Here is an 834-nt window from a genome sequence, read left to right on the forward strand (position 1 = left end):
GCCGGCCGCGCACGGCTGGGAAGACCAACGCTGGACCCTGAGCCGCGTGAAGACGGTGATCGGCCGCCGCTTCCACCTGACCTACACGATCCAGGGCGTGCGCAAGCTCCTGGTACGCAACGGCTGGTCCTGCCAGATCCCGGCCCGACGGGCGGTCGAGCGGGACGACGAGGCGGTGTCCGGGTGGATCAAGGAGGTAGGCCCTGCGCGGAAGACTCGCGGCGGTGAGTGGAGCCTGGCTCGTCTTCGAGGACGAAGCCGGGTTCTCCATGACGCCGCCGCAGGCGAAGACCTGGTCCCAGCGCGGCAGGACCCCGGTGGTGCGGGTGCGGGGCCGTTCCCGCAGACGGGTGTCCATCGCCGCGCTGACCTGCTATAAGCCCAATCACCGGTCGCGGCTGATCTACCGGCCACGCCGGGACGACGGCCAACGCGACGGACGCAAGAGCTTCTCCTGGCGCGACTACCGGGACCTGCTGATCGCAGCCCACCAGCAGCTCGGCGGCCCGATCGTGCTCGTCTGGGACAACCTGAACGTCCACAAGGCCGCCGGTCTGCGGGAGTTCGCCGCCTCGCGGGACTGGCTCACCATCTACTACCTGCCGCCCTACGCACCCGACCTCAACCCCGTCGAAGGGATCTGGTCCCTGCCGCGGCGTGGCTGGCTCTCCAACGTCGCTTTCAGCACCCCCGAACACCTCATCCAGCGCGTCCGACGCGGCCTACGGCACATCCAATACCGCAGCCACCTCATAGACGGCTGCCTCGCCGAGACCGGCCTGACCATCAGACCCACCTGAGCGACCCAGCGACATCACAAGTTCAATCTCAGTA

The 834-nt window shown here is 68.3% G+C and carries 1 pseudogene; it reads left to right on the forward strand.

Annotated features, from left to right (window positions below):
• Positions 1-800 (forward strand): annotated as a pseudogene (locus KUM39_RS27940) (IS630 family transposase); the annotation flags it as partial.
• Between the last annotated feature and the right edge of the window lie 34 nt (positions 801-834).

This window comes from Streptomyces corallincola (genome assembly GCF_019104725.1).
GTDB lineage: Bacteria > Actinomycetota > Actinomycetes > Streptomycetales > Streptomycetaceae > Streptomyces > Streptomyces corallincola.